This window comes from Paraburkholderia fynbosensis, from assembly GCF_902859935.1.
In the GTDB taxonomy this organism is placed as follows: Bacteria; Pseudomonadota; Gammaproteobacteria; order Burkholderiales; family Burkholderiaceae; genus Paraburkholderia; species Paraburkholderia fynbosensis.
The window spans coordinates 395,793-420,784 of the sequence record NZ_CADIKI010000002.1 but is presented as its reverse complement, the minus strand read 5'-3'; the positions used below and the strand labels follow the sequence as shown (position 1 = coordinate 420,784).

Sequence of the window (24,992 nt, the reverse complement as noted above, 5' to 3'; positions counted from 1 at the left end):
CTAGTGAGCCGCTGCGTGCGGTTGCGTTTGCACCTCGAGCTGCGTCAACCAGGCGAGCGCTTCGCCACGGTCGGTGCCGCACATCTCGGTCTGCGGTTGCAGACCGGAGCAGCACGCGGGCCGCTCGGGCCGACCGAAGATTGCACAACGCAGATCGTCGCCGAGTTGCACGCAGCGCACGCCTGCCGGCTTGCCGTGCGGCATGCCCGGGATCGGGCTCGAAATCGACGGCGCGATACAGCACGCGCCGCAATCGGGACGGCACGCATGATCGGCCGCGTGAAACGGCGACTCGCGCTTCACGTCGCTGTTCGTCGGGATTTTCGACACGCTTGTCAACGCGCTGTTCAACACGCTGTTCAACACATCACTCACGGCATCCATCCTGATCTCGAAAACAGGCAACCGCATTGCCAGACCCGCATTGTGCCACCGCGTTCCGTGCGACCTTTTTACACAATCCGGCCGATGACCCCTCACTTAAACTCGACGACTCCGAAAAGGCCATGCTCAAGAGGCGTTCGCGCAGTTCGATCCGGTCTGGCAAACCCGCCGGCTCCCGCCTCTTCCTCGTGGCCAACCGCCCGAGCCCGTCATGACCCTCGCCCATACGCTTTTCCGCCCTGACCTGCTCGCCAGATACAGCGCGAACGGCCCACGGTATACGTCCTATCCGACTGCGTTGCAGTTCCACGAGCAGTTCGACCCCGCCGCTTATCTGCACGCTGCCGCCGACCGAGGCGCATCCTCGACCGAGCTCTCGCTGTATTTCCACATTCCGTTTTGCGACACCGTGTGCTTCTACTGCGGCTGCAACAAGGTCGCGACGAAAAACCGCGCGCACGCGCGTCCCTACCTCGATCGGTTGAAGCGGGAGATCGCGTTGCAGGCCGCGTGTTTCGATACGCAACGTCCGGTCTCGCAACTGCATTGGGGCGGCGGCACGCCCACCTTTCTGTCGCACGACGAAACGGCGGAACTGATGGCCGCCACGCGTGAACACTTCGCGTTGCAGCCCGATGCCGAGGCCGAATATTCGATCGAAGTCGATCCGCGCGAGGCGTCGCCCGACACCATCGCGCATCTGCGCAAACTGGGCTTCAACCGCCTGAGCCTCGGCGTGCAGGACTTCGATCCGCTCGTGCAGCAGGCCATCAACCGCATTCAGCCGCTCGACATGACCGCATCCGTCATGCAGGCCGCGCGCGACACACACTTTCATTCGATCGGCGTCGATCTGATTTACGGGCTGCCGCATCAAACGGTCGACAGCTTCAGCCGCACGCTCGACACGATGATCGAACTCGCGCCCGATCGTCTGTCGGTGTTCGCGTACGCGCACATGCCGCAGCTCTTCAAGATGCAGCGCCAGATGGACCCCGCGACGCTGCCCTCGCCCGCGCAGCGGCTCGCGCTGCTGCAGCGGGTGGTCGAACGGTTGACGGACGCGGGCTACGTCTACATCGGCATGGATCACTTCGCGCTGCCCACCGATGAACTCGCCCGCGCACAATCGCAGCGCACCTTGCATCGCAATTTCCAGGGCTATAGCACGCGGGCGCAATGCGATCTAATCGGCTTCGGCGCGTCGTCGATCGGCAAGGTCGGCGACGTGTATGCCCAGAACGCGAAGGACTTGCCCGGTTATGCGGCGGCGATCGACGCGAGCCGGCTCGCGATCGCGCGCGGCGTGCGCCTCACCGCCGACGACCGTTTGCGTCGCGACGTGATCACGCAAATCATGTGCAACCTGGAACTGCGCTTCGATGAATTCGAAGCCGCTTACGGCATCCACTTCGGCGAAACGTTCGCGCGAGAGCTGGAGCGCTTGCGCGGTTTCGAGGAGGACGGACTGGTGTCGATCAGTGCCGGGCGGCTCGACGTGCAGATGGCCGGCCGCATGCTCGTGCGCAACATCGCAATGGTGTTCGACCGCTATCTCGGCCAGCAGACGCTCGAACGGTTTTCCCGCACGGCGTGAGCGCCGCATGACGCGCTGAAAGCAAGTGGCTTGCCCGTCGTCGAATTTTCGGCCATAATCTGCGTCTTCGCGGCGCGCCAGAGTCTGACGCGTACGCTGCAGATCTGCCCAGGTGGTGAAATTGGTAGACGCAGGGGACTCAAAATCCCCCGCCGCAAGGCGTGCCGGTTCGATTCCGGCCCTGGGCACCAAAGAATTCGATTGACGTTTGTTTGCGTAGTGCCACGAACCCCGCCAGCGTTTGCTGCCTGCGGGGTTTTTCGTTTCTGGCGGTCTGAGCGGGCCTAACGAGGGCACATCGCATCAGAGACGTCTCAGCCTCGATCAACAGCGTGAGCGCATTGCCGCCGCCCACGCCCGCTCACAAAAACTTACCGCCCCGCTACCCGCGCGCCACGATGCATCTCCGCGCGCCGACGCTTGAACACGTAGCCGCCCCACATCACCAGCAGCCACACCGGTACGAGCCACACCGATACCGACAGGCCAGGCGTCATCGCCAGAATCACGAGGACCAGCGCCATGAACGCAAGGCAGATCCAGTTGCTGAGCGGGAACCAGAACGACTTGAACACGAGCGTCTCGCCCGCAGCCATCATCGCCTTGCGCGACTTCAGATGCGTCAGGCTGATCAGCGCCCAGTTCAGCACCAGTGCAGCGACTACCAGCGCCATCAGCAGGCCAAGCGCTTCGGCTGGAATCAGATAGTTGATGATCACGCAGGTGAACGTAGCGAGCGCGGACAAACCGATCGCCATGTACGGCACGCCGCGCCGGTCGACCTTCATCAGCGCGCGCGGCGCGTTGCCCTGCTCCGCGAGACCGTAGAGCATGCGGCTATTCGCATACACGCCGCTGTTGTACACCGACAGCGCCGCCGTCAGCACCACCACGTTGAGGACGTTCGCGGTCAGTGTCGAGCCGATCTGCGAGAAGATCATCACGAAGGGACTGCCGCCCGCCGCCACTTCGTTCCACGGATACAGCGACAGCAGCACCGCCAGCGAGCAGATGTAGAAAATCAGAATCCGGTAGATCACCTGATTCACAGCCTTCGGAATGCTCTTCTGCGGATCGGCAGCCTCGGCTGCCGTGATGCCGATCAGTTCCAGCCCGCCGAACGAGAACATGATCACCGCGAGCATCATGAAGAGGCCATGAAAACCATGCGGGAAAAAGCCGCCATGGCTCCACAGATTGGTGACCGACGCTTGCGGGCCGCCATGGCCGCTGATCAGCAGAAAGCCGCCGAACACGATCATGCCGATCACCGCCACGACCTTGATGATCGCGAACCAGAACTCGGTTTCGCCGTAGGCCTTGACGTTGGCGAGATTGATCGCGTTGATGGCGGCGAAGCACACCAGCGCCGACACCCACGTGGGCACGCCCGGCCACCAGTAATGCACGTAGGTGCCGACCGCGGTCAGTTCGGCCATGCTGACGAGCACGTACAGCACCCAGTAGTTCCAGCCGGACAGGAAGCCCGGAAAGTCACCCCAGTACTTGTACGCGAAATGACTGAACGAGCCGGCGACCGGCTCCTGCGCGACCATTTCGCCCAGCTGCCGCATGATCATGAAAGCGATGATGCCGCCGATCGCATAGCCGAGAATCATCGACGGGCCGGCTGCCTGCAACACGCTGGCGGAGCCGAGAAAGAGGCCCGTGCCGATTGCCCCGCCCAGCGCGATCAACTGGATGTGGCGATTCTTCAGCCCCCGCTTCAGGCCGTCTTGTTGCTGTGCACTATTCAAATTGCGCCCCAGTGTATGGATATCGGTCACCCAGTCGAACTGATGGTTCGGCCCGGCAAAACCGGTAATTTTACCTTGGCGGATATTTCCTAAATACTGGGAGCAACCCGCGTTGGTTCTGCGCCGCACTTAACCGCGATGTTTGTGATTGTCACCGGCGTGGTGCTTCGGTATGTTGCCCTAGTCGAAGTTTTCCGCCTGCGGAGATTCAACATGTCGCCCAAACGCCTGCTTTGCGCCGCTGCCTTGTCTCTCTGCTTCGCGGGGCCGGCCGCCTTCGCGCAAACGGCGGCCCCTACGGCGCAACCGGCCCCGGCCGACCAGCCGGGCATGGAAACGGGCGCACCCGCCCCCGCTGCGCCGACGGCCGCGGCCGCCAGTTCCGCGCCGACAGTAGCCATGGCTGCTCAAGCTCCTGTCGCGCCGCTGACCGGCCCCGTGCGCAACGTCGTGCTGGTCCACGGCGCGTTCGTCGACGGGTCCAGCTGGAACGGCGTCGTCGCGAAATTGCAGCAGAAGGGCTATCACGTGAGTTCGGTGCAGAACCCGCTCACCTCGCTCGCCGACGATGTCGCCGCCACGCGCCGCGTACTCGCGCGCCAGCAGGGTCCGACGATTCTCGTGGGGCACTCGTGGGGCGGCGTCGTGATCACCGAAGCCGCGAATGCGCCCAACGTCGCGGGCCTCGTGTATATCGCCGCGATCGCGCCGCAGTTGCACGAGTCGACGATGGACCTGATGAAGCGCGCCGCGCCGATGCCCGCAGGCGAGGCTATCAGCGCGGACCCGAGCGGCTTCCTGTGGCTCGACCGCGCCCGCTATCACGCTGACTTCGCCGCGGACGTGCCCGAGAATGTGACGCGCGTGCTTTCCACCGCCCAGGTGCCGATTGCGCAGAAGGCGTTCGGCGAAACGGTCAGCCAGGTCGGCTGGAAGGACAAGCCGTCGTGGTACGTGCTGACGACCAAAGACCGCGCGGTGTCGCCCGAAGTCCAGCGATTCATGGCCGACCGGATGGGCGCGACGGTTGTGCCGATGGCGTCGAGCCATCTTGCGCCGGTGTCGCATGCGGGCGCGGTTGCCGATGTGATCGATCGCGCGGCGCGTGAGCTGAGCCGGCCGCAGTAGTCGGCCGTGCGCTGCGGCTGCGGCTGCGCGTGAGGCTGCGGCGTGCGTCTCGCATGCGCTCGAGAACACGGCTGCGGCTGCGCGAGTCTGATCGCCGCAGCCGCCCGCCTTGCCCAACGCACCACATGAGCCTCAAACTTCACCGCAAATTCGTAGCCGCCAGTTCGACGACCTCGTCGCCTCGCCCATTGAGCACCGCCTTCAGCATATACAGACTGAAGCCCTTCGCCTGCGCCCACTGAATCTTCGGCGGCAGCGCGAGTTCGTGCTTTGCGGTCACTACGTCGATCACCGCCGGCCCCGGATGCGCGAACGCCTCGCGCAACGCCGCTTCGATGTTCTCCGAATGTTCGATCCGGACTCCGTAGATTCCCGCGCCGCGCGCGATCGCCGCGAAGTCGGTGGCGGCGAGATCGGTGCCGGCTTCAAGATAGCCGCCCGCCTTCATCTCCATTGCGACGAAGCCGAGCGTGCTGTTGTTGAACACCACGACCTTGATCGGCAGGTCGAGCTGGCGCGCGCTGAGCAGATCGCCGAGCAGCATCGACAAACCGCCGTCGCCCGACAGCGCGATCACCTGGCGCCCCGCCTGCGCCGCTTGCGCGCCCAGCGCCTGCGGCATCGCATTGGCCATCGAGCCGTGATTGAACGAACCATGCAGAGTGCGCTTGCCATTCATCGTCAGATAGCGCGCGGCCCATAGCGTCGGTGTGCCGACGTCGGCGCAGAAAACCGCGTCTTCGTTCGCGACCTGGTCGACGATGCTGGTGAGATATTGCGGATGAATCGCGCGCCCCGGATCGGAGGGCCGCGCGAGATCGTCGAGACCCTTGCGCGTATCCGCGTAATGCTTGCGCGCGTTCTCGAGGAAACGCCGGTCCGTCTTGCGCTTCAGTTTCGGCAACAGCGCCTGCAAGGTCGCCTTGACGTCGCCGACTAGCCCGAGCTTCAGCGGCGCGCGCTTGCCGAGCGCGCAGCCGCGCCGGTCGATCTGCACCACGTTGCCATGCGCCGGATAGAAGTTGCGATACGGGAAGTCGGTGCCGAGCATCACGAGGGTGTCGCACGACATCATCGCGTGATAGCCGGAGCTGAAGCCGATCAGCCCGGTCATGCCGACGTCGAACGGATTGTCCCACTCGACGTACTGCTTGCCGCGCAGCGCATGCACGGTCGGCGCGCCGAGCTGGTCGGCGAACTCGACCACTTCGTCGTGCGCGCCCGCGCAGCCGCTGCCGCATAGCAGTGTCACGCCGCCAGCCTGATTCAGCAGATCGGCGAGCCGGTCGATATCGGCGGCGGACGGCACCACGGTCGAGCGCTCCAGCGTGCCGGCCCATGCGGGCGTTTCGTCGGGCGCCTCGCCGAGCGCGACGTCACCCGGCAGCACGATCACCGCGACGCCGCGCTCTTCGATCGCGGTGCGCATCGCGCGCGCCAGCACGCGCGGAAACTGCGACGGATTCGTCACCAGTTCGACGAAGTGACTGCACTCCTTGAACAACTCTTGCGGATGGGTTTCCTGAAAGTAGCCGAGGCCGATTTCCGAGGACGGAATATGTGCGGCAATCGCGAGCACGGGCTGATGATTGCGATGACAGTCGTACAGCCCGTTGATCAGATGCAGATTGCCCGGTCCGCAACTGCCCGCGCAGACGGCGAGCTTGCCGGTCGCGGCGGCATCGGCGCCGGCGGCGAAGGCCGCGACTTCTTCGTGACGCGTATGCATCCAGCGAATCGAACCGAGCCGTTGCAAGCTATCCGACAAGCCGTTCAGGCTGTCGCCCGTCACGCCCCAAATCCGTTCGACGTCCGCTGCGGCCAGTGTTCTGGCCAGATAGTCCGCGATAGTCTGCTTAGCCATGCTGTACCCCGTTCAGTGAGAAAGTCGGTACCTCCGGAATGCCAGAGAGTACCGCTTCCTCGCGAAACGTGTCATCAAGGGGGGACTTGAGCAAGACGTAAGCGCGGTGAAATGGGCGCGCAGACCCGCTCGCGGCCATTTCACCGCGCTTAACTTGCGACTATCGCAGCATGAACGACATCGCCGACAGACAGTTCAGCATCCGCACCGCATGTTCCGCCGACGCCGCGCCAAAGCGCAACGTCACCGCGTCCACGCGCGCAAGCGTCGGCCATTGGCAGAACAGGTCGGCCAGCGCGCTTGTCTGCACGCGCAGTTCGCATTCGACCGGCTTCGCTTCGGCGCGCGTCGCGTGCGGGGCATAACCATCAGCGATGTGTTGCCGGACCACTTCGCGCGCAGCGCTCCTGATCGCCTCGCGCGCGCTGGCCGGCGATTGCGTCGCGCCGCTCGTGTGCCCGCTCGCGCGTTTCGTGACGACGAAGCGCGCATGCGGAAAGCGCGGCGCGGTTTCTTCGGCGAAGACATCGTCGCCGGACAAAAGCGCGACACGTGCGCCATATTCTTCGGCCAGCGCGCCATACACACCCGCCTCGCCGAGCTCGACGCCGTTGAACGAAACCCGCGCGAACGCAAAGCTGTTGATCGTGTGCGCGAGAACGCCACGCGTTTGCGACATCGCGTGATAGCCGATCATGAACACCAGCGACGCGCCGTATTCGAGCCCGGCCATCATGCCGAGCGTGCGCGGTTTGCCGAGCACGACCTGGGCGCGCGCATCGAGCAGATCCGGCAGCAGGTTGCGAAAGCCGCCGTGCGAGTCGTTGACCCATACCTCGGTCGCGCCAGCGTCGAATGCGCCTTCGATCGCGGCGTTGGCTTCGAGCGTCATCCAGCGGCGCGCGGCTTCGTACTCGCCGTTGCCCGCGCGCGTCTGCTCGGGGTGGAATACGCCGGCCACGCCTTCGATGTCGGCGGAAATCAGGACTTTCATTAACGAGCAGGTCTCAGTAGTTGAGCGAGGTCGGGCACGCCGTCGTGCAGCGACAAGCGTCGATGACCGTCGCGGCCCGTCACGGAGACCGCGCTCCACAACGCATCGACGATCGCCTGCTCGACGCTGTCCGCGCAGGCGCGAAACAGCGGGTCCAGACGCGCGTCGGCGACGAGCGGCGGCAGCGTGACGAAGTCGGCGGCGTGCGGCACCGTATAAGCAGTCGAAAACGCGAGCGCGATATCGCCGCTGCCGTGGCCGTATACCGAGCCGGTTCGCGCGAGGCCCGCCGCCGCCCGCAGCGAGAGGCGCTTGAGCTGGCGCGCGTCGAGCGGCGCATCGGTGGCGACGATCATGATGATCGAGCCTTGCTCGGGCTTCGTCGTCGTGTTCGTAGCGGCTGTTTCGCAGGCGGCCTGTGCCGCGCGTGCGCGTTCGGCCAACAAGCGCCCAAGCGGCGTGCCGTCGATCGTCAGCATCGGCAGGCGGCCGAAGTTCGCCAGCACCAGCGCGCCGACCGTGTAGCCACGCCCCGCCACCTCGACCACGCGGGACGCGTTGCCGATGCCGCCCTTCAGATCGAAGCACGACATGCCGCGCCCCGCGCCGACCGAGCCGCTTGCGACCTGCGTGCTCGCGCTGTCGAAAGCGTCATTGAAATGCTGTTCGGTAACGGCCAGCGCCTGGATGTCGTTCAGGTAGCCGTCATTGCACTCGAACACCAGCGGATTGACCGTCGACCATTCGCGCCCGATCTGCGGATTCGCGCGTATCGCGGCGCGAATCTGCGCCTGCGCGGCCGATGCGACGCCGAACGTATTGGTCAATGCGATCGGCGTTTCGAGGGTGCCGAGTTCCTCGACCTGCACGAGCCCGATGCTTTTACCGAACCCGTTGATCACCGACGCCGCAGCCGGCACCTTGTCGACAAACGGATCGCCCCGATGCGGACGGACCACGGTCACGCCCGTTTGCAACGCGCCTTGATCGAGCGTGCAATGGCCGACCGTGACGCCTGGCACGTCCGCAATCGTGCCGAGCGGACCGCCGGGCAACGTGCCGATATGCGGCGCGCCCAGCCCTGAGTCGATGGCTGCGCTCATGGCCGGTCGAGCTTCGGGTCGAGCGCATCGCGCAAGCCGTCGCCGAGCAGATTGAACGCGAGCACGGTGAGGAAAATCGCGAGACTCGGGAACAGCGCGATATGCGGCGCGGTCACCATGTCGGCGCGCGCTTCGTTGAGCATCGCGCCCCACTCGGGGGTCGGCGGCTGTGCGCCCAAGCCGAGAAACGACAGGCTGGCCGCAGTGATGATCGACGTGCCGATGCGCATCGTGAAGTACACCACTATCGACGAGATCGTACCCGGCAGAATGTGCCGCACGATGATGGTCCAGTCCGACGCGCCGATGCTGCGCGCCGCTTCGATATACGTGAGCTGCTTGAGCATCAGCGTGTTGCCGCGCACGAGCCGCGCGAAGGCGGGAATGCTGAAGATCGCCACCGCGCAGATCACGTTGATCATGCCGTTGCCGAGAATCGCCACCACGCCGATCGCCAGCAGAATGCCGGGGAACGCGAACAGCACATCGGCGACGCGCATCGTGATGCGATCCCACCAGCCCTCGTAGTAACCGGCCAGCAGCCCGAAGAACGTGCCGATCACCGCGCCGATCGCCACCGACAGAAAGCCCGCTTCGAGCGAGATACGCGAGCCTGCGAGAATGCGGCTGAAAATATCGCGGCCCAGCGAGTCGACGCCGAACCAGTGCGCAGCGGACGGCCCCGCGTTCAGCGGGTCGTAGTCGAAGAAATTCTCCGGGTCGTACGGCACGATATGCGGCGCGGCAATCGCGACTGCGATCAGCAGCAGCACGAAAATGCCGGCGGCGAGCGCCACGTGCTGCTTGCGGAATTTGCGCCAGAACTCGCTCCACGGTGTGCGGATAACGCGTTCGGCGGACGCGGCGTCGGCCACATTCGACTCGGTCACGGTCGTGCTCATGCAGGCCTCACTTGAAACGGATGGTCGGATTGATCACGGCGTACAGCACGTCCACGACCAGATTGATGATGATGAATTCGAGCGAGAACAACAACACTTCGGCCTGAATCACCGGATAGTCGCGCATCGATACGGCATCCACCAGCAGGCGCCCGAGCCCCGGCCAGTTGAACACCACTTCGACCACGATCGAGCCGCCCAGCAGAAAACCGAACTGCAGACCCATCATCGTGATAACGGGAATCAGCGCATTGCGCAGGCAGTGTTTGACGATCACGAGCCGCTCAGGCACACCCTTGGCACGCGCGGTGCGCACGAAGTCCTCGTGCATCACTTCGACGAACGACGCCCGCGTGAAGCGCGCCATCACGGCGGCCACCGCCGCGCCGAGCGTGAGCGACGGCAGCACGTAGCTCTGCCAGGAGCCGTCGGCGACGATCGGCAGCCAGCCGAGCTTCACCGAGAAAATCTCCATGAGCAGCATGCCGAGCGCGAACGCCGGAAACGAAATACCGGACACCGCGAGCGTCATGCCGAGCCGGTCGGGCCAGCGGTTGCGCCACACCGCCGACACGATGCCGAGCGTCATCCCGATCACGACCGCCCATGCCATGCTGGCGAGCGTGAGCAGCAGCGTCGGCATGAAGCGCTCGGCGATTTCCTGGCTGACGGGCCGCTTGCTGCGCGTCGAGATACCAAAATCGCCGTGCGCGATGCGCCAGAAGAAGTGGGCGAACTGCTGCGGCATCGGCCGGTCGAGACCGAGATCGGCGCGCACCAGCGCAACCGTCGCCTCGTCCGCTTCGGGACCGGCGGCAAGCCGCGCCGGGTCGCCCGGCAGCAGATGCACGAACAGAAAGACCAGCACGGCGACGATGAAGAGCGTCGGCAGCAGGCCATAAAAACGTTTGACGAGGAAGTTCAGCATGGAACCCAATCCGGCAGTGATACGGGCAACGAAGAGTCGAGACCGGCGGTAGCGCGGCTATCGTCCCGGCGTATTTCATCGAATACGCCGGGACGAGCCCTCAACGCATTATCTGATCGCGATTTCGTCGAAATTGAACGAGCCGTCCGGCGCGACGTACGCGCCCGACAGACGCTTGCTGCGCGCGTACACCACCTTCTCCTTGACGAGGAAGATCCACGGCGCGTCGGCCCAGATGCGCTTTTGCGCATCGGTGTAAAGCGCGGCCTTCTGCGTGCGGTCGGTGGTTTCGAGCGCCTGCTTCAGATCGCTGTCGACGGTGTCGTTCTTGTAGTACGCGGTATTGACCATCTTCGGCGGAAACGAGACGGACGCGAGGAGCGGTGTGACCGCCCAGTCGGCCTCACCGGTCGACGATGACCAGCCCGTGTAATACATCCGCACCGGCGCGGTAGCCGGGTCTTGAGCGCTCTCCACCTTGGCGACACGCTGCCCCGCTTCGAGCGCTTCGACCTGCGCCTTGATGCCGACTTGCGCGAGCTGCTGCTGCACGAACTGGATCACCTTCTGCGCGGTCGAGTAGTTATACGCCGACCACAGCGTGGTTTCGAAACCGTTCGGATAGCCCGCTTCCTTCAGCAACGCACGCGCCTTGGCCGGATCGTACGGCCAAGGCCCGAGCCTGGTCGCGTAGTCGACGCCTTGCGGCACCACGCCGTCGGCCGGCGTCGCGTAGCCAGCGAACACGACCTTGCTCAGCGCTTCCTTGTTGACCGCATAGTTCAGCGCTTCGCGCACCTTCGGGTTGTCGAACGGCTTCTGGTTCACGTTCAGGCTGATGTAGCGCTGAATGATCGACGGTGATGCGATCAGGTCGACCTTCGGGCTCGACTGCAATTGCGCGGCCTGTTCGAACGGCACCTGGAACGCGAAATCCGCTTCGCCGGTACGCATCAGCGCGGCGCGTGTGTTGTTGTCGACCACCGGCTTCCAGTCGATCGCGTCGATCTTCGGATAGCCCTTCTTCCAGTAGCCGGCGAACTTCTTCACCGTCAGATCGCCCGCCGGATCCCACTTCACGAGTTCGAACGGACCCGTGCCCACCGGATGGAACGCGATGTCCTTGCCGTATTTCTTCAGCGCGTCCGGCGAGATCATCACCGCCGACGGATGCGCGAGCACGTTGACGAACGCGGAGAACGGCGTTTTCAGCGTGACCTTCACCGTGTACGGATCGACCACTTCGGTCTTCTCGATGCGGCTGAACATGTTGTAGCGCTTGCGCTTGTTCGCCGGATCGGTGACGCGGTCGAAGTTCGCTTTCACGGCCGCCGCGTTGAAATCGGTGCCGTCCTGGAACTTCACGCCATGGCGCAGCTTGAACGTGTAGACCTTCGCATCCGGACTCGCCTCGTAGCTCTCGGCCAGCACGTTGACCAGCTTCATGTCTTTGTCGAAGCCGAACAGCCCTTGATAGAACGACTTCGCGACCGCTTGCGACAGCGTGTCGTTGGCATCGTACGGATCGAGCGTCGTGAAGGTCGAGGCGACGGCCATCACGGCCGTGGTGTCGGCGTGCGCCGCATTGCCCGCGAGCATCGCGAACACCACCGCGCCGCCGCTGACCAGCGCGCGCAAACGAAACGGAGAAGACGGGACCAGCAGGTTCATGAGGTTGGCTCCAGGCTGCAAGATGAAACAGAGTTGAGGTTGCGAGAGGCTCGTTTTTGCTTCGGGTTTTGCGCTGCGTTCTGCTTTACGTTGTGCTGCGATTCTTTGGCTTCGGTTCTGCGCTTCGGGTCTTCTGCAGGTCTCGCGCCTCAGTAAGCCCCGCCGACGCGATGCTGCGCCACGTAGTGATCCGGTCCCACCGCCACCAGCGGCGCGACGACCGGCTCGTCCCCGAGCGCGCGGATCGGGCTCGGAATGTCGTCGGCGGCGAGCATGCGTTTGGCGTGCCGGCGCGCCGGATCGGCGACCGGCACCGCGCCCATCAGCTTTCTCGTGTACGGATGCTGCGGTGCTTCGAACACCGCGCGGCGCGGCCCGATCTCGACGATCTGGCCGAGATACATCACCGCGACGCGATGACTGACGCGCTCGACCACCGCCATGTCGTGCGAAATGAACAGATACGCGACACCGAGTTCGCGCTGCAGATCGAGCATCAGATTGACGATCTGCGCCTGCACCGACACGTCGAGCGCGGACACGGATTCATCGGCGATCACGACTTTCGGATTCAACGCGAGCGCGCGTGCAATCGCGATGCGCTGGCGCTGCCCGCCGGAGAATTCGTGCGGATAGCGGCGCGCGGCTTCGGCCGGCAAGCCGACTTTTTCGAGCAGCCAGGCGACCCGCGCCTGCGCTTGTGCGCCCTGCGCGACGCCGTGCACGAGCAGCGGCTCCATGATCGAAAAGCCGACCGTCAACCGCGGATTCAGCGACGCGAACGGGTCCTGGAAAATGAACTGGATATCGCGCCGCAGCGCCTGCAACGCGGGGCCGGTCAGCGAACTGATTTCCTTGCCGTCGAATTCGATCGAGCCGCTCTGACTTTCTACGAGGCGCAGCAGCGAGCGGCCCGTCGTCGACTTGCCGCAACCCGATTCGCCGACCAGCGCGAGCGTTTCGCCCGGCCGCAAATCGAAGCTGACTTTTTCGACCGCATGCACACGTCCCGTCATGCGGCCGAACATACCGCTGCGTACCGGAAAGCGCGTGACGAGATCGCGCACGCGCAGAATCGGCGGCGTGTCTTGCCGCACCAGCGGCTGCGCCGCGTCGGCGATCGCTGCGGCGGACTGCACGGCCTGCACGGCGCCGCTCAGGCTCGCCTGTTCGACGGTGAGAATCGGAAAGCGCGCGGGTTGATCGGTGCCCTGCATCGCACCCAGGCGCGGCACGGCCGCCAGCAGCGCCTTGGTATAAGGATGCGAGGGCGCGGCGAACAGCGCATCCGACGCGCCCGCTTCGACCTTTTCGCCGCGGTACATCACCAGCACGCGATCGGCCACCTCGGCCACCACGCCCATGTCGTGCGTGATGAAGATCACGCCCATGTTCATCTCGTCCTGCAAGCCGCGGATCAGTTGCAGGATCTGCGCCTGAATCGTCACGTCGAGCGCGGTAGTCGGCTCGTCGGCAATCAGCAGCGCGGGCTTGCACGACAACGCCATTGCGATCATCACGCGCTGACGCATGCCGCCCGACAGTTGATGCGGAAAGCGCGCGGCCACCCGCCGTGCCTCAGGAATCCGAACCAGTTCGAGCAGCCGCAGCGTTTCGGCATGGGCGGCCTGACGGCTCTTGCCCTGATGCAACGCGATCGCTTCGCTGATCTGGTCGCCGACGGTGAAGACCGGATTGAGCGAGGTCATCGGCTCCTGGAAGATCATCGCGATGTCAGCGCCGCGAATCGAGCGCATCGTGCCGGACGACGCTTGCGCGAGGTCGAGCACGCTGCCGTCGCGGCGCCGGAATGCGATGCTGCCGCCGGCAAGACGCCCGCCGCCATGCTCGATCAGCCGCATCAACGCGAGCGAAGTCACCGATTTGCCCGAGCCCGATTCGCCGACGATCGCCAGCGTCTCGCCGCGCTCGACAGTCAGCGACAGATTGCGCACCGCGTTGAAGGTCGAGTTGCCGCGGCGAAACGCGACCGACAGATCGTCGACCGCGAGCACGCGTTGCGGCGGCAAGGTTTCGATAAGCGGACGGGCAGTGTGCGAGGGAGTCGGCACGGTGGTTCCTTTGATTTCGAACGCGGCTAACGTAGGTTCTGGCAAAACTTCCAGCGGGATGTCGCGCGCTAGCGGTAGATCGCCGTCACCGGTGTTTCGCCGAGCCGCGCGAAACCGCGGTACATGCCTTCGGTATTGAACGGCAGCGTGACGTTACCGCGCGCGTCGACGGCGATCAGACCGCCGCGGCCGTCGATCTTCGGCAGACGGTTCATCACGACGTCGTAGGCCGCTTCCTGCAGCGAGACATGGCGATAGGCCATCTGCGCGGCGACGTCGTAAGCGGCGACCATACGCATGAACATTTCGCCGGAGCCGGTGGTCGAGACCGCACAGGTCGCGTCGTCCGCATAGCAGCCCGCGCCGATCAGCGGCGTATCGCCGACCCGGCCGACCTGCTTGTTGGTGACGCCACCCGTCGAAGTGGCCGCCGCCACGTGGCCGTGCCGGTCGAGCGCGACCGCGCCGACGGTGCCGAACTTGCGGTTCGGATCGATCGGCTCATGCGGTGTCGGTTCGCCATCGCCTTGATTCGCCGGCGATGCCGCGGCGAGCGTGGCGCCGTCGTGATCGAGCACCGCGCGCTGCTGATCACGCGCGAGCAGCCACTGACGATGACGTGCTTCGGTATCGAAGTACGCGGGCTCGACGAATTCGAGCCCTTGCGCGGCGGCGAACGCCTCCGCGCCTTCGCCGGTGAATAGCACGTGCTCGCTGCGTTCGAGCACGCGACGTGCGGCCAGAACTGGATTGCGCACGCGCTTCACACAGCAGATCGCGCCGGCTTCGAGCGTGCTGCCGTCCATGATGGCGGCGTCGAGTTCGTGGGTGCCGGCGGCCGTGTAGACCGCGCCATGTCCCGCGTTGAAGAGCGGGCAATCTTCGAGCAGCCGCACGGCTTCGCTGACCGCGTCGAGCGCGCTGCCGCCGTCGGCGAGCACGCGCTGGCCGGCGCTCAGCACTGCATGCAGCGCCGCGTGGTATTCGGTTTCGGCACCGGCCGACATCGACGCGCGCAGGATCGTTCCCGCCCCGCCGTGAATGGCAATGACTGCGTTGGAGTTCATCGTTTCGTTTTGGGAGTGCTGGTGGTACGGGGGGTGCGGGTGGCGCGCGGCGCGCGGCTCGTGACGCGCGCGGGTTCGCCCGCTGCGTCGCTCGGACCGGCCTGCGGCTCGACGAGCCACGGCAGCACGAATTCGCTGACCTCGGCGGCGGCCTTCACCGAGCGTTGGGCGCGATACGCGAGCGCGTCGCAGAGCGCTTCGATTACCGCCAGCACGGCGGAATCGGCGTTCGCCGCGAGCCGCCGGTCGGTGCGGACATAAAGCGAGAGACTCGCGAATTGCGCGAGCGGCGAATGCGGACCGTCGGTCAGCGCCAGCACGCGGGCGCCCCGGCTGGCGGCACGGCGCGCGAGTTCGATCGTGTCTTCGACATAGCGCGGAAACGCAATGCCGATCACGAGATCGTTTTCGTTCGACGCGAACAGACGCCGCGCCGCATGCGACGGCCCGCCGATCAGCGCGAGCGACTGCACGTTGTCGTGATACGGCATCAGGCCGTGTTCCATCAGACCGGCGAGAAACGCGCTGGCGCCGTAGCCGAGCACGAACACGCGGCGCGCGGCGATGATCGCTTCGACGGCGGCGTCAGCGGCGGCGCGGTTGATCGCGGTGCGCGTCGCCTGCAGGTTGTTGGCGGCCTGCTCCAGCGATGCGTCGACCAGATCGTCGCCGGCCGCGAGCGACTCCTGCGCGTTGCGCAGGCGCTCGACCGGTGCGAGCGTCGCTTCGAAGCCGCGTACCAGTGCTTCGCGGAACTGCGGATAGCCGTCGAAACCGAGCGCGCGGGCAAAGCGGTTCGCCGTCGCCACTGACGCGCCGACCACGCTCGCCAGCTCGTCGATCCGCATGGTCGCCGCGCGAAACAGATTGGCCAGCACGTAGTCGCCCATGCGCCGGTGAATCGGCGTCAGCGTCGGCATGGCCGCGGCGATGCGCGCGGCAATGGCCTGCTCGGCGTGACGGGATGCGGCGGAAGGATGGTCGATCATGCGAGTGTGTCTGCGCGACGGTTGTAGTTGGAATGCATGAAAGTATATTTACATGAAAACACCATGGAAAAAAATTCATTTTCATTTTCGAGGGTTTTTGCGGAGACTGTTGAAGGACAACGCAGTCAGCAGGCCATGGCTGTCCGATCCGGAACACTCACAAGCCGCGCCGCTGGCGACATCACGATGATCAGCGCCTGCACGAAAAAAGCCGCCGCTGCCGCGACCAGGCAGGCGTCGACATTCCAGCGCGCGCTGAGCGCCGCGCCGAGGAGCGCACCCACTGGCCGCGCGCCATAGGTGGCGGTGCTGATGAGCGCGGAGACGCGGCCCATCATGCGCTCCGGGGTGATCGCCTGGCGCAGCGTCGTGGAGCCGACCACCCACAGGATCGGTCCGGCGCCGAGCAGGAAGAAGCTCGCCGTCGCGAGCCAGAACGACGGTGCGACGAGCGTCGCCACCATCACGAGCGAGGCGAGCAGACCGCACGATGGCCCGATGATCAGCACGCGGCCGAACGCGAGCCGTCGCGCGATGGCGGGCGCGGCCAGCGCGCCGCACACCATGCCGACGCCATAAGCGCCGAGCGTCACGCCGACCGCCGAGGCGCTCAGCCCCAGCCGATGCACCGCGTACGGCACATACACCGCCTGCAGGATGAAGAAGCCAAGGTTGAAGAACACCGCGGTCGCGAGCATCGGCCGCAGCAACTCGTCGCGCAGCACGAAGCTTGTGCCGTCGCGTAGCTCGAGCATGAAGTGGCGCGCGGGAGCGGCCGCGCGCGGCGGTTCGCGCAGTCCCGCCAGCAACGCGACGGCCAGCGCCGACAAGGCCGCCGCGCAACCGTAGGCCCAGCCCGCGCCAATCCAGCCGACCAGCAATCCACCCACCGCCGGCCCCGCGGAATACGCGACGCTGCGCGCGAGTTCGAGCCGGCCGTTCGCGCTCGCGTACGCTTCGCGCGGCACGATGGACGGCACCAGCGATGGCGCGGCGACGTTGTAGGCCACGGTGCCCGTCGCCGCGATGAAACCGAGCGCGGCGAGCAACGGCAGGCTCAGCGCATGCGTCATCACGAGCAGCAGCACGCATAGCATCGCGAACACGCGCACGCTTTCGGCGAGCGTCATCAACATGCGGCGCGAGCGGCGGTCCGCCCACACGCCGAGCGGGATCGACAGCAACAGAAACGGCAGCGTCTGTGCGGTTTGCAGAAGCCCCGTACCGCGCGCGTCGGCGCCGAGCGCGAACACCGCGACGAGCGGCGCGGCGGCGAGACTGATCTGCTCGGCCGATTGCGCGGCCAGATTCGACCACGCGAGCCGCTGGAAGACGGCCGGCAATCGGATCGCGGATGATGAAGACATGGCGGGCATCGATGAACTCCTGCGTGATGGTGGGGAGTCCATCGTCGTCCGTCCGGCGCCGCGGGGCGCTCCGCTTCTTGCGGTGTTATTCTTCGCTCGCCATGAATCTCGAAAGCATTCTCTTCACTCAAGGTTTCGGCTCGCGCCGCCAATGCCGGGCGCTGATCGCCGATGCGCGCGTGAGCATCGGCGGCGCTGTGTGCACCGACGCCGACGCCGATTTCCCGACCCATGACGACACCCTGCGCTTCAGCGTGGACGGCGTCGTCTGGCCGTATCGCGAGCATGCGTATCTGCTGCTGAACAAGCCCGCCGGCTACGAGTGTTCGCGCGATCCGCAACATCATCTGAGCGTGTTCAGCCTGTTGCCGCCGCAGTTCGCCGAGCGCGGCGTGCAATGCGTAGGCCGGCTCGACCAGGACACGACCGGCCTGCTGCTGCTCTCCGACGACGGCAAGTTCGTCCACCTGTTCACGTCGCCGAAACGCAAAGTGCCGAAGCTGTACGTCGCGACCACGCGTCATCCGCTCGACGACGCGCAATTGAGCGCGCTGCGCAGCGGCGTGCTGCTGCATGGTGAGACCAGGCCGAGCGCCGCCGTCGACGCCGAAGCGCGCGACGCGCACACGCTCGCGCTCACCGTGATGGAAGGCAAGTACCACCAGGTCAAGCGGATGATCGCCGCAGCCGGCAATCGTTGCGAAGCGCTGCATCGCGAGCGGATCGGCGGACTCGCGTTGCCCACGGCGCTCGCGCCCGGCGCCTGGCAATGGCTCGACGAAGCCGACCTCGATTCTCTACGGAGCGGGTAAACCGCTAGCGCCTGCTTAAGGTCTTGATGCGGCAGGAAAAGCCCGTCGAGCTGCGGGAACGATTCGAGCGGCGGTTCGCAGAACCGCTGCGTTGCAGCATGCTCTTCCTTACACCGCGCCCTATACTCGTCTAAACAAACGACTACAAAAGGTTTGCAAGGAGGGGCACCATGCACATCGTCGACACCAATACGATCTCGCACGTGATGGTTGCTTTCGTATGCTTCGGGCTGCTGTTGGTCGGCGCACTGGTGCTCATCATGCGGCTGCGGCACAAATATTCGCCGAACCTGATCGGCGCTCTGGTCGGCGGGATGCTGTGTTTCCTGCTGCTGGAATTCCTGCCGTCGCTGACCTGAGCGAGCGCAACCGCGCGCAGCGCGATGCACGACGGCAACGCGACGCGCAACGGAATTTTTCCGGACGAATACCCGGTGCGGCGAATATTTGCCGGGTTTTCGGCTAACTCTGCAGCGCTTCCTGATCGAGCTTTCTGAAGGGTGCTTCGGGTTCGGCGCTTCCGGCGTCTGCGCCCCGCCCGCTCACACGTTCACTTCATGCCTGCTTCATGCAGAAAATCCGCCACGCTCGGATAACGCAAACGCACGCGCAACTCCTTCTTCAGACGCCGGTTCACGAGCCGTCTCGATTCGCGCATGAACGACAGCAGGTTCGGATCGATCCGCTCTTCGGCCTGCGCGCGCGTGATGCGCGGCGCGCGCGGCAGCCCGAACGCATCGGCCACCGCGTCGAAGTACTCGCCCATTTTCAGCGACGAATCGTCGGACGCATGGATCACGCGCGCGGGCTTGCCGTGTGTCGTGAGGCGCACGAGGATCGCGGCGAGGTCGTTGGCATGAATGTGATTGGTATAGACGTCGTCGGCGTCGATCAGGGCGGGCGTGCCCTTGTCGAGCCGCGCGAGCGGCAGACGGTTATGCGCATAGATGCCCGGAATCCGCGCGATGCTCGCCGCCACGCTGCCGCGTGCGGTCGCGCGCCGCAACTGCCGCTCGGCCGAGACGCGGCGTTTCGCGCGTGCATTGACCGGCTGCGTCGCGCGCGTTTCGTCGATCCATACGCCGCCGCAATCGCCGTAGACGCCCGTCGTGCTCGCGTAGACAAGACGCACGGGCGCACGCGGCGCGGCGGTCCGGCGCACCCCGTCGGGTACAATACGGGCTGTTTCAGAACGCGCCCACGAGACATGAATGGCGCGCAACCCGGAGCGCAAGCGCCCCGCCGGCGACACGGCGGCTGCCCTCGCGGCACGCAGCGCGACATCGCGGCGCGCGCCCAGCGTGGCGAGCAAGGCGCGGGTACGGCGGTCGTCGTCGCCGCTTTTTTGCGGCGGAGCGAGATGCAGCACGGTCGGCGCGAGGCCCGCGAGCCGTTTCAGGCTGCGGCGCACATCGAGATCGCCGACGAGCGGCGTCACGCCGGCGGCACGCAATTCGGCGCTGCGTTCGGCGTGGCTGGTCAGCGCGAAGACGTGGGCGCGCGGGTGCAACAGCGGCACGCAGCGCATGCCGACATCGCCGCATCCTACGATCAGCACGCGCGGCCGGCGGAAGTTTCGTGTCGCTTTCATGGTGGACGCATTGTAGCCGTCAAGCGCGGCAGGTATCGCGCGGTTGATCCGGCGAGTCCGATAACGATTCCCGACTTTTCGATTTCGAACACTCTATGGCATTTAACGTCACGCTCCGGCAAAGCGGCCGGCAGTTTCAGGTAGAACAGGACGAACCGGTGCTGAGCGCCGCCTTGCGCCAAGGCATCGGCCTGCCCTACGGTTGCAAGAACGGCGCCTGCGGTTCGTGCAAGGGCACCGTGGTGAGCGGCGAAGTCGAACAGCGCGCGCATTCGTCGTCGGCGTTGTCGAACGACGAAAAGACGCGCGGCATGGCGCTCCTGTGTTGCGCCACCGCCTGCTCCGATCTCGAAGTGGATATCCGCGAAGTGGCCGGCGTCGGCGACGTGCAGGTCAAGAAACTGCCGTGCCGCGTGAACGCGATCGAGCGCAAGGCCGACGACGTCGCCGTCGTGAAGCTGCAATTGCCCGCCAACGAACGTCTGCAATATCTGGCCGGCCAGTATCTCGAATTCATTCTGAAAGACGGCAAGCGCCGCAGCTATTCGATGGCGAGCGCGCCGCATGCCGAAGGCCCGATCGAGTTGCACATCCGTCACATGCCCGGCGGCGCCTTCACCGAGCACGTGTTCAACACGATGAAAGAGCGCGACATCCTGCGCTTCGAAGCACCGCTCGGCACGTTCTTCCTGCGTGAAGACTCGGACAAGCCGATCGTGCTCCTCGCATCGGGCACGGGCTTCGCGCCGCTGAAGGCGATCGTCGAGCACGCGCTGTACAAGAACCTCGAACGGCCCATGACGCTGTACTGGGGTGCACGTCGCAAGAAAGATCTGTATCTGCTCGAGCTGGCCGAACAGTGGGCGCGCGAGATTCCGAACTTCAAGTTCGTGCCGGTGCTGTCCGAGCCGGCCACCGGCGACGCGTGGACGGGCCGGGTCGGCTTCGTGCACCGTGCGGTAATCGAAGACCTGCCCGATCTGTCGGCGTACCAGGTGTATGCGTGCGGCGCGCCGGTGATGGTGGAGTCGGCGCAGCGCGATTTCACGCAGCATCACAGTCTGCCGGAAGACGAGTTCTACGCGGACTCGTTCACGAGCGAAGCGGATCTGGCCAACGCGGTCTGAACGCGTGGTCTCAGCACGAGGCCTGCTCGGCTGCAAGGCCTCGCCGGTATGTCGGCGAGGCCGTTCTCGCGCAACGTGTCAGCATCAAGACCGCGGCGCAAAAAGCCGCCTTCATGCCCCGCGGTGCAAATTCATGGTTTACACCGGCGCTTTCCTTGTCGTATTCTTTCGCGCATGAACCGCATCCAGTCCGAACTCCGACGTCGCCGCTCGCCGCTCCCTTAGGGACGCCGCCGGCTTCGTCACGGATTCGCGCCACACCAGGGCGCAAGCTGTTCGAATCATGAAAGCCACGGCATGCCGTGGCTTTTTGTTTTTCCGGCCGCTATCTGGCCAACCGGTCATTCACCTTCACCCCTGCTTTCACCTGTCTCCTGGAGCCCGCCGTCATGAATTTCAATGAGTACCCGATCGAGTCGCTGATGTACATCACGAACCGGCCTGAAATCGTTTTCACGCACGGTAAGGGTTCATGGCTCTATGACAACAACGGCAAGCGCTATCTGGACTTCATCCAGGGCTGGGCGGTCAATAGCCTCGGCCATTGCAACGACGGCATGATCGAAGCGCTGAACAGGCAGGCGAAGCTGCTGCTCAATCCGTCGCCGGCGTTCTACAACGAGCCGATGGCGCAACTCGCGGGCCTCCTCACGCAGCACAGCTGCTTCGACAAGGTGTTCTTCGCGAACAGCGGTGCCGAAGCCAACGAAGGCGCGATCAAGCTCGCGCGCAAGTGGGGCAAGAAGTTCAAGGACGGCGCATTCGAAATCATCACGTTCGATCACAGCTTCCACGGCCGCACGATCGCCACCATGTCGGCAAGCGGCAAGCCGGGCTGGGACACGATTTATGCACCGCAGGTGTCGGGCTTCCCGAAGGCGGATCTGAACGACATTGCATCGGTGGAAAAGCTGATCAACGCGAAGACGGTCGCGGTAATGCTCGAACCGATTCAGGGCGAAGGCGGTGTGATTCCCGCGTCGCGCGAATTCATGCAGCAACTGCGCGAGCTGACCAAAAAGCACAACCTGCTGCTGATCGTCGACGAAGTGCAAAGCGGCTGCGGCCGCGCGGGTACGCTGTTCGCGTACGAGCTCTCGGGTATCGAGCCGGACATCATGACGCTTGGCAAGGGCATCGGCGGCGGTGTGCCGCTCGCGGCGCTGCTGTCGAAGGCGGAGGTCGCGGTGTTCGAAGCGGGCGATCAGGGCGGCACCTACAACGGCAATCCGCTGATGACCGCGGTCGGCTATTCGGTGATCTCGCAATTGACGGCGCCGGGCTTCCTCGAAGGCGTGCGCGCGCGTGGCGAGTATCTGCGCGCGAAGCTGCTGGAGTTGTCGGAGGAACGCGGCTTCAAGGGCGAGCGCGGCGAGGGTCTGCTGCGCGCGCTGCTGCTCGGTAAGGACATCGGCAACCAGATCGTCGAGAAGGCGCGCGACATGCAGCCCGACGGCCTGCTGCTGAACGCGGCGCGTCCGAACCTGCTGCGCTTCATGCCGGCGCTGAACGTGACGAACGAAGAGATCGACCAGATGATGGCGATGCTGCGTTCGATCCTCGACACGCTGTAATCAACCGGAACACGCCGATGACGACGAGCGCAACGCTATCGATCCGCCGCTTCGACGCGAGCGATATCGATGCGGTGGTCGCGCTGTGGCAGCAAGCGTTTCCCGAGTACCGGGACGCGACGAGGCCGCAGCGCAATCCGCATCTGTCGATCGCCAACAAGCTGGCGACGCAACCCGAACTGTTCTTTGTCGCGGTGCTCGGCGAGCGCATCGTCGGGACGGTGATGGGCGGTTATGACGGGCACCGCGGCTGGATGTATTCGCTGGCGGTAGATGAATCGCTGCGTCGTCACGGCATCGGCACGCGTCTGGTCGCGCACGTCGAACAAGTGTTGACCGGGCTTGGCTGTCCGAAGCTGAATCTGCAAATCCTGTCCGCGAAAGACGAGTTGCGCGCGTTTTACGAGGCGCTCGGGTATCGCACCGATGCAGTGATCAGTCTCGGCAAGCGCTTAGGCGAACTGGCGGACTCCGTGCCGGCTGCCTGAAGTACCGCACGCCTGAATGGAAAAGGCCGCATGCGAAAACGCATGCGGCCTTTTTTTCATCAGTACGGCAGGGTAATTCAGTCCGACTTATTCACCCAGATAGGCCGCCCGGACCTTCGGATCGTCCAGCATCTGCTTCGCGTCGCCCGACATCGTGACCAGACCCGAGTCCATCACGTAGCCGCGGTTCGCCGCCTGCAGCGCGAGACGCGCGTTCTGCTCGACCAGCAGCACGGTCATGCCCTCAGCGGAAATCGCGCGGACCACCTCGAAGATCTTCTCGACCATGATCGGCGACAGACCCATCGACGGTTCGTCGAGCAGCAACAGCTTGGGCCGCGAGATGATCGCGCGCGCCATCGCCAGCATCTGCTGTTCGCCGCCCGAGAGCGTGCCCGCGTATTGCGACGCACGTTCCTTCAGGCGCGGGAAGAAGCCGAACATGCGATCGACGTCCTTCTTGATGCCTTCCGTATCCGTGCGTAGATACGCGCCCATCTGCATGTTCTCGACAATCGACATGCGCGCGAAGATGCCGCGCCCTTCCGGCACCATCGCGAGACCGCGCTTGAGCAGCTCGTGCGCGGGCATGCCCTTGATCGACTGGCCCATGTACTCGATGTCGCCCGCCGCGTACGGTTTCAGACCCGTGATCGCCTTCATCGTCGTGGTCTTGCCCGCGCCGTTCGCGCCGATCAGCGTGACCAGCTCGCCCTGCGCGACTTCGAGGTCGATGCCCTTGACTGCCTGGATGCCGCCGTAATTGACTTGCAGGCCCTTGATTTTCAACATTGCCGTTGCCATTAGTGGACCCCCGCACCCAGATAAGCTTCGATCACCTTCGCATCCTTCTGCACGTCCTGCGGCAGACCTTGCGCAATCACCTTGCCGTAGTCGAGCACCGTCATCTGGTTGCACAGACCCATCACGAGCTTCACGTCGTGTTCGATCAGAAGAATCGTCTTGCCGTCAGCACGGATCTTGTCGAGCAGCTTGGTCAGCTCTACCTTTTCCGTCGCGTTCATGCCGGCGGCCGGTTCGTCGAGCGCGAGCAGCTTCGGATCGGTTGCCAACGCGCGCGCGATTTCCAGACGACGCTGGTGACCGTACGACAGATTGCGCGAGGTGTAGTCCGCGTACTGCGCAATGCCGACGTAGTCCAGCAGTTCGACCGCGCGTTCCTTGATCTCGCGTTCTTCCTTGCGCTCGGCCGGCGTCTGGAGCACCGCGCCGATCAGGCCATGCTTCGTGCGCACGTGGCGGCCGACCATCACGTTTTCGAGCGCGGTCATGCCACCGAACAGACGGATATTCTGGAACGTGCGGGCGATGCCTGCCTTCGCCACCTGGTACACCGCGGTCGGCGTGTAGTTCTCGCCGTCGAGCTTGAACTCGCCCGAATCCGGCGTGTACAGACCCGTGATCACGTTGAAGAAGGTCGTCTTGCCGGCGCCGTTGGGACCAATCAGACCGTAGATCTGCCCGGCCTTGATTTGCAGGCCCACCTCGGACAACGCCTGCAAGCCGCCGAAGCGCTTGTTGACGCCCTTCACTGACAGTCGAATGTTATCGCTCAT

22 protein-coding genes and 1 tRNA gene are annotated in these 24,992 nt (G+C 64.9%); 8 read left to right on the top strand and 15 right to left on the bottom strand.

What is annotated here, in order from left to right:
- The gene (locus tag HV770_RS04870) at window positions 1–321 is read right to left on the bottom strand and encodes a YkgJ family cysteine cluster protein (protein ID WP_425497372.1); all 321 of its coding nucleotides are present in this window, start codon (window positions 319–321) and stop codon (window positions 1–3) included.
- Between the two features lie 274 nt (window positions 322–595).
- Between HV770_RS04870 and hemN the strand changes: the two genes are divergently transcribed.
- Together hemN and HV770_RS04860 are read left to right on the top strand one after the other, a co-directional pair.
- Window positions 596–1,981, top strand: coding sequence for an oxygen-independent coproporphyrinogen III oxidase (gene hemN / locus HV770_RS04865; RefSeq protein ID WP_175158341.1), 1,386 nt, complete (start codon window positions 596–598; stop codon window positions 1,979–1,981).
- Between the two features lie 106 nt (window positions 1,982–2,087).
- Window positions 2,088–2,172 (top strand) — tRNA-Leu (locus HV770_RS04860).
- 180 nt (window positions 2,173–2,352) lie between these two features.
- Here HV770_RS04860 and HV770_RS04855 read toward each other — a convergent pair.
- Window positions 2,353–3,738 (bottom strand): amino acid permease, encoded by a 1,386-nt coding sequence (locus tag HV770_RS04855; protein ID WP_175158340.1) that lies wholly within the window; start codon window positions 3,736–3,738, stop codon window positions 2,353–2,355.
- A gap of 213 nt (window positions 3,739–3,951) precedes the next feature.
- On the opposite strand from HV770_RS04855, the gene HV770_RS04850 reads away from it, so the two are divergent.
- On the top strand, window positions 3,952–4,866 hold the full coding sequence (locus HV770_RS04850; RefSeq protein WP_175158339.1) for an alpha/beta fold hydrolase: 915 nt from the start codon (window positions 3,952–3,954) through the stop codon (window positions 4,864–4,866).
- 139 nt (window positions 4,867–5,005) lie between these two features.
- On the opposite strand, the gene poxB is transcribed toward HV770_RS04850, so the two are convergent.
- From poxB to HV770_RS04800, 10 genes are all read right to left on the bottom strand, one after another.
- On the bottom strand, window positions 5,006–6,730 hold the full coding sequence (gene poxB, locus HV770_RS04845; protein WP_175158338.1) for a ubiquinone-dependent pyruvate dehydrogenase: 1,725 nt from the start codon (window positions 6,728–6,730) through the stop codon (window positions 5,006–5,008).
- A 160-nt stretch (window positions 6,731–6,890) separates the two neighbouring features.
- On the bottom strand, window positions 6,891–7,724 hold the full coding sequence (locus HV770_RS04840) for a M55 family metallopeptidase (RefSeq protein ID WP_175158337.1): 834 nt from the start codon (window positions 7,722–7,724) through the stop codon (window positions 6,891–6,893).
- Window positions 7,724–8,827 carry a DmpA family aminopeptidase gene (locus HV770_RS04835; RefSeq protein ID WP_175158336.1) on the bottom strand — a complete coding sequence of 368 codons (1,104 nt, stop codon included), beginning with the start codon at window positions 8,825–8,827 and terminating at the stop codon, window positions 7,724–7,726. The genes HV770_RS04840 and HV770_RS04835 overlap by 1 nt, the downstream gene beginning before the upstream one ends.
- Complete coding sequence (gene gsiD, locus HV770_RS04830; RefSeq protein WP_175158335.1) at window positions 8,824–9,729, bottom strand: glutathione ABC transporter permease GsiD; 906 nt, start codon at window positions 9,727–9,729, stop codon at window positions 8,824–8,826. The genes HV770_RS04835 and gsiD overlap by 4 nt, the downstream gene beginning before the upstream one ends.
- Window positions 9,730–9,736: 7 nt before the next feature.
- Entirely contained in the window at window positions 9,737–10,657 is a 921-nt protein-coding gene (gsiC, locus tag HV770_RS04825) for a glutathione ABC transporter permease GsiC (protein ID WP_175158334.1), read from the bottom strand.
- A 108-nt stretch (window positions 10,658–10,765) separates the two neighbouring features.
- Complete coding sequence (gene gsiB, locus HV770_RS04820) at window positions 10,766–12,328, bottom strand: glutathione ABC transporter substrate-binding protein GsiB (RefSeq protein ID WP_175158333.1); 1,563 nt, start codon at window positions 12,326–12,328, stop codon at window positions 10,766–10,768.
- A 149-nt stretch (window positions 12,329–12,477) separates the two neighbouring features.
- A complete protein-coding gene (locus tag HV770_RS04815; RefSeq protein ID WP_175158332.1) occupies window positions 12,478–14,400 on the bottom strand; it encodes a dipeptide ABC transporter ATP-binding protein in 1,923 nt (640 codons plus the stop codon).
- Window positions 14,401–14,468: 68 nt separating this feature from the next.
- Window positions 14,469–15,467 carry an isoaspartyl peptidase/L-asparaginase family protein gene (locus HV770_RS04810; protein ID WP_175158331.1) on the bottom strand — a complete coding sequence of 333 codons (999 nt, stop codon included), beginning with the start codon at window positions 15,465–15,467 and terminating at the stop codon, window positions 14,469–14,471.
- A complete protein-coding gene (locus HV770_RS04805; RefSeq protein WP_175158330.1) occupies window positions 15,464–16,456 on the bottom strand; it encodes a MurR/RpiR family transcriptional regulator in 993 nt (330 codons plus the stop codon). The genes HV770_RS04810 and HV770_RS04805 overlap by 4 nt, the downstream gene beginning before the upstream one ends.
- 125 nt (window positions 16,457–16,581) lie before the next feature.
- On the bottom strand, window positions 16,582–17,832 hold the full coding sequence (locus tag HV770_RS04800) for an MFS transporter (protein ID WP_175158329.1): 1,251 nt from the start codon (window positions 17,830–17,832) through the stop codon (window positions 16,582–16,584).
- 92 nt (window positions 17,833–17,924) lie between these two features.
- Between HV770_RS04800 and HV770_RS04795 the strand changes: the two genes are divergently transcribed.
- The gene (locus HV770_RS04795; protein ID WP_175158328.1) at window positions 17,925–18,635 is read left to right on the top strand and encodes a pseudouridine synthase; all 711 of its coding nucleotides are present in this window, start codon (window positions 17,925–17,927) and stop codon (window positions 18,633–18,635) included.
- A gap of 170 nt (window positions 18,636–18,805) precedes the next feature.
- The gene (locus HV770_RS04790; protein ID WP_175158327.1) at window positions 18,806–18,994 is read left to right on the top strand and encodes a hypothetical protein; all 189 of its coding nucleotides are present in this window, start codon (window positions 18,806–18,808) and stop codon (window positions 18,992–18,994) included.
- Between the two features lie 191 nt (window positions 18,995–19,185).
- Here the strand turns inward: HV770_RS04790 and HV770_RS04785 are convergent, their stop codons facing one another.
- The gene (locus tag HV770_RS04785; protein WP_175158326.1) at window positions 19,186–20,226 is read right to left on the bottom strand and encodes a Rossmann-fold NAD(P)-binding domain-containing protein; all 1,041 of its coding nucleotides are present in this window, start codon (window positions 20,224–20,226) and stop codon (window positions 19,186–19,188) included.
- Between the two features lie 95 nt (window positions 20,227–20,321).
- On the opposite strand from HV770_RS04785, the gene HV770_RS04780 reads away from it, so the two are divergent.
- The 3 genes from HV770_RS04780 to HV770_RS04770 all read left to right on the top strand — a co-directional run bounded on the left by HV770_RS04780 (window position 20,322) and on the right by HV770_RS04770 (window position 23,415).
- On the top strand, window positions 20,322–21,353 hold the full coding sequence (locus HV770_RS04780) for a CDP-6-deoxy-delta-3,4-glucoseen reductase (RefSeq protein WP_175158325.1): 1,032 nt from the start codon (window positions 20,322–20,324) through the stop codon (window positions 21,351–21,353).
- A gap of 389 nt (window positions 21,354–21,742) precedes the next feature.
- Entirely contained in the window at window positions 21,743–22,927 is a 1,185-nt protein-coding gene (locus tag HV770_RS04775) for an acetylornithine transaminase (RefSeq protein WP_175158324.1), read from the top strand.
- A gap of 17 nt (window positions 22,928–22,944) precedes the next feature.
- Complete coding sequence (locus HV770_RS04770; protein ID WP_175158323.1) at window positions 22,945–23,415, top strand: GNAT family acetyltransferase; 471 nt, start codon at window positions 22,945–22,947, stop codon at window positions 23,413–23,415.
- An 87-nt stretch (window positions 23,416–23,502) separates the two neighbouring features.
- On the opposite strand, the gene HV770_RS04765 is transcribed toward HV770_RS04770, so the two are convergent.
- Together HV770_RS04765 and HV770_RS04760 are read right to left on the bottom strand one after the other, a co-directional pair.
- On the bottom strand, window positions 23,503–24,219 hold the full coding sequence (locus tag HV770_RS04765) for an ABC transporter ATP-binding protein (RefSeq protein WP_175158322.1): 717 nt from the start codon (window positions 24,217–24,219) through the stop codon (window positions 23,503–23,505).
- Window positions 24,219–24,992 (bottom strand): ABC transporter ATP-binding protein, encoded by a 774-nt coding sequence (locus HV770_RS04760; protein ID WP_175158321.1) that lies wholly within the window; start codon window positions 24,990–24,992, stop codon window positions 24,219–24,221. The genes HV770_RS04765 and HV770_RS04760 overlap by 1 nt, the downstream gene beginning before the upstream one ends.